Below are 4,693 nucleotides of genomic sequence, written 5' to 3' on the forward strand. Positions count from 1 at the left end.
ATCCCCGCCGTCTCCACAGCCACCGGCACCACCCTCACCACCGGACAATGGACCTCCCCCGACTACTGGACCGACCAACTCCGCGGCACCGTCCGTTTCACCGACGCCATACGCACCCTGGAAACCACCGGCGTCACCACCTACGTGGAGGTGGGACCCGACGGCGTGTGCGCGTCGATGGCCGCGGAGTCGGTGACGGAGGCGGACGGCAAGGTGACGGTTCCGGCCCTGCGCAAGGGCAGGCCCGAGGTGTCGACCCTGCTGTCCGCCCTCGGGGCGGCCTTCGCCCGGGGCACGGCGGTCGACTGGGCCGCGTACTTCGCGGAGACCGGGGCGCGGCGCGTCGGTCTGCCCACGTACGCCTTCCAGGAGGAGCGGTACTGGCTGGAGGCCGCCGCCGGCGGCTCGCCCGCGGTGGCGACGGCGTCGGCCGGCGGGCATCCGCTGCTCGGCTCGCCGGTCGGGATCGCGGGTTCCGCCGAGACCGTGTTCACCAGCCGGATCCCGGCGGGCGGCCACCCCGTGCTGCCCCTGCACGACGTGCTGGGGGCGGCCGTGGTGCCCGCGGCGGCGCTGGTGGAGCTCGCGGTGCGCGCGGGCGACGAGATCGGCTGCTCCGCCCTGGCGGAGTTCGGGATCCGGGAGCCGCTGGTGCTGCCCGCCGAGGGCGCCCTGCAGGTGCAGGTGCGGGCCGGGACCGGCGACGGTGAGGGGCGACCCGGCGTGTCGGTCCACTCCCGGCCCGACGGCGACTCCACGGCGGCGTGGACCCTGCACGCCCAGGGGCGCTATCTGTCCGACGACCCGGCCGACGACGCCGCTCGCCGGCCGGTCCCGGCCGGCGGCACGGACATCGCCCTGCCGCCGGAGTCGGCGGACGAGGCCCGGCGGTACGTGATCCATCCGCGGCTGCTCGACGAGGCGCTCGCCGGCCGCGTCGGCGGAGCCGGCGCGGTGTCCGTACCGGTCGACTGGCGTGAGGTGCGGCTGCACGCCGGCGGAGCCACCGCCGTGACGGCCGAGGTGGTCGAACTCGACGCGGACACGGTCTCCCTCCGCCTCACCGACCCCGCGGGGCAGCTGGTGGCCACGGTCGGGGCGATCGCGTACCGGGACGTTCCGGTGGAGCGGTTCCGGGCCGGGCGGGGCGAGAGCGCCGAGAGCGTCTTCGGTGTCGAGTGGAGTCCGGCGGCCGGGGCAGGCGCGGTACGGCCGGTGCGCTGGGGTGTCCTCGGCGAGGGCGCCGTGGCGCCGACCGGCGCCACGGGCACCGAGGTGGTCGCGCGGTTCGACGGCGTCGCCGCGGCGGCGACCGCTGTCGCAGGGCTCGACGCGGTGGCCCTGCCGTGGCCGGACTCCGGTGCGGAGGGGCTCGCGGCGGCCGTGCACGACCGTCTGGAGCACGCCCTGGACCTGCTGCGGCGGTGGCTCGCCGACGAGCGGCTCGCCGGGACCCCGCTGGTCGTGCTGACCCGTGGGGCGGTGGCCGCCGGCGGTGCGGAGGCGCCGAGTCCGGCGGGTGCCGCGCTGTGGGGTCTGGTGCGTTCGGCGCGGTCCGAGGCGGCACCGGGCCGCATCGTGCTCGTCGACACCGACGGGGACGTCCCGGCGGAGCGGTTGTCCGCGATCCTGGCGAGCGGGGCGGCCGAGGCGGTCGTGCGCGGTGGCGCCGTCCTGACGCCGCGACTGCGGCGTGTTCCCGGTGCCGGGGCGCCGGGCAGGCCGTCCTGGGCGACCGGGGGAACCGTTCTGATCACCGGTGGCACCGGCGCCCTGGGCTCCGTCGTCGCGAGGCATCTCGCGGCGGAGTACGGCGCCGCCCACCTGCTGCTCGTCGGACGGACCGGTGAGGAGGCCGACGGTGCGGCGGAATTGACCGCCGACCTCAAGGAGCTCGGCGCGGAGGTCACGGTCGCGGCCTGCGACGTGGCGGACCGCGACGCGCTCGCCGCGCTGCTCGCGAAGGTTCCGGCCGACCGCCCGCTGACCGGTGTCGTGCACGCCGCGGGTGTGCTCGACAACGGTCTGATCGACGCCTTGACGCCCGAGCGGCTGCACGCGGTGCTGCGCCCGAAGGTCGACGGGGCCTGGAACCTGCACGAGCTGACGCGGGACACGGAACTCGGCGTGTTCGTGCTCTTCTCCTCCACCGTGGGCGTGTTCGGCGGCCCCGGCCAGGCCAACTACGCGGCGGCCAACGCCTTCCTCGACGGTCTCGCCGGGCACCGGCGGGCGCACGGCCTGCCCGCGGTCTCCGTGGCCTGGGGGCTGTGGGAGGGGGGCGGCATCAACGGGCGTCTCCACGACAAGGACCTCCAGCGGTTCGTGCGCAGCGGGTTTCTGCCGACGACACCGGAACAGGGGCTCGCGCTGTTCGACCGGGCGCTCGGCGCGGACGCGGCGGCGGTCGTCGCCACCCCGTTGAGCCTCGACGACATCCGCGCCGGCGACGGCGTCCCGCTCCTGCTGCGCACCGTGGCGGGAGGACGACCGGTGCGGCGCGCGGCCGGGACGGCCGGCTCGGCCGAGCGGTCCCCGGCCGAGCGGTTCGCCCTGCTGTCGCCGGCCGAACGGGAGTCGACGGCGCTGTCCCTCGTACGCACCGAGCTGGCGGCGGTGCTCGGGCACGCGTCCGTCGACGCCGTGGCGCCGGAGCGTCCCTTCCAGGAGCTGGGCCTGGACTCCATGACCGGTGTGGAGCTGCGCGACCGGCTCAACGCCGCCACCGGGATCCGGCTGCCCGCGACCATGGTCTTCGACCACCCCACGCCCGCGGCGCTCGCCGAGCACGTGGTGCGGCAGTGGGAGGACCTGGCAGCCGCCGCCGAGGGCTCGGCCGTCCTCGCCGAACTCGACCGGCTGGAGGCCGCCCTGGCCACCCCGCCGCAGGGCGAGGCGGAGCGGTCGGAGATCTCGGCGCGGCTCCGGGGCCTGCTCGCGCAGCTGACCGGCGTCGAGGAGGAGCCTTCGGCCCCGGAGGCGACGGCGACCCTCGCGGCGGCGTCGGCAGACGAGCTCTTCAGCTTCATCGACTCCCGGCTCGGCCGCTCCGCCACCTGACCACGCCCCGCAGGCTCCGCGTCTCTCGGCCCTCTGTGCGCCTCTAGGAGAAATCGATCCCGTATGTCCAATGAAGAGAAGCTCGTCGAGTACCTCAGGTGGGTCACCGCCGATCTCCACAAGGCGCAGCAAAGGCTCGCCGAGCTGGAGTCCGGGGCCGCCGAACCCGTCGCGATCGTCTCGATGGCGTGCCGGCTCCCGGGCGGGGTGGCCTCACCCGAGGACCTGTGGCGGATGGTGGCCGACGGAGTCGACGCCATCTCCGGCTTCCCCACCGACCGCGGCTGGGACCTGGACGCCCTGTACGACCCCGACCCGAACACGCCCGGCACCTCCTACACGCGCGAGGGCGGCTTCCTGCACGACGCGGCGCTCTTCGACGCGGGGTTCTTCGGCATCTCGCCGCGTGAGGCGCAGGCGATGGACCCGCAGCAGCGGCTGCTCCTGGAGACGGCGTGGGAGGCCTTCGAGCGGGCCGGCATCGACCCGACGTCGCTGCGGGGCAGCCGTACCGGTGTGTACGCGGGCGTGGTGGAGCAGAGCTATCTGGGGCTCGAAGGCCCCGAGGAGTTCGAGGGCTATCTCCTCACGAGCAAGCTGAGCAGTGTCGCCTCGGGCCGCATCGCCTACACCTTCGGCCTCGAGGGGCCCGCGATCTCGGTGGACACGGCGTGTTCGTCGTCGCTGGTGGCCCTGCACCTCGCGGCGAACGCGCTGCGGTCCGGCGAGTGCGACCTGGCGCTCGCGGGCGGGGTGACGGTGACGGCGACCCCCAGCGGCTTCGTCGACTTCTCCCGGCAGAACGGGCTGGCCCCGGACGGGCGCATCAAGTCGTTCGCGGCCGCCGCCGACGGCACCTCCTGGTCCGAGGGCGTCGGACTCCTCCTGGTCGAACGCCTCTCCGACGCCCGGGCCAACGGCCACACCGTCCTCGCCGTCCTGCGCGGCTCCGCCGTCAACCAGGACGGCGCGAGCAACGGACTGACCGCCCCCAACGGCCCCTCACAGGAACGCGTCATCCGCGAGGCCCTCACCCACGCCGGCCTCACCGCGAACGACGTCGACGCCGTCGAGGCCCACGGCACCGGAACCCGCCTCGGCGACCCCATCGAAGCCCAGGCCCTCCTCGCCACCTACGGACAGAACCGGGACCGACACCCCCTCTACCTCGGCTCGCTGAAGTCCAACATCGGGCACACGGTCGCGGCGGCGGGTGTCAGCGGCGTCATCAAGATGGTGCAGGCCATGCGCCACGGCGTGCTGCCGAAGACCCTCCACGTCGACGCGCCCACCCCCATGGTCGACTGGAGCACCGGCGACGTCGAACTCCTCACCGAGGAACGTGCCTGGCCGGACAAGGAGGGGGAGCCGCGGCGCGCCGCGGTGTCCGCCTTCGGTGTGAGCGGGACGAACGCGCACGTGATCCTGGAGGAGGCGCCGGCCGAGGAACCGGCGGACGCCCCCGGGACGGACACCGCGCCCGCCCCCGCCGAGCGCGCCCGCCCGTCCGTCCTCCCCTTCGTCCTGTCGGCCAGGAGCGAGCCCGCCCTGCGCGCCCAGGCCGCACGTCTCCTCGCCCACCTCGACGCCCACCCCGAACTGGACGACCTCGACCTCGCCCACTCCCTGGCCA

General features: G+C 75.1%; 2 protein-coding genes. Both read left to right on the forward strand.

Annotated elements, in window-relative coordinates; all coding sequences use genetic code 11:
• A partial coding sequence (locus ACFW6A_RS39070) for an SDR family NAD(P)-dependent oxidoreductase (protein WP_386646653.1) occupies positions 1-3,060 on the forward strand: 3,060 nt, incomplete at its 5' end.
• 63 nt (positions 3,061-3,123) lie between these two features.
• Positions 3,124-4,693: type I polyketide synthase (locus tag ACFW6A_RS39075; protein WP_386646655.1), on the forward strand; the 1,570-nt coding region annotated here is incomplete at its 3' end.

This window comes from Streptomyces sp. NPDC058758 (assembly GCF_042746075.1).
GTDB lineage: Bacteria > Actinomycetota > Actinomycetes > Streptomycetales > Streptomycetaceae > Streptomyces.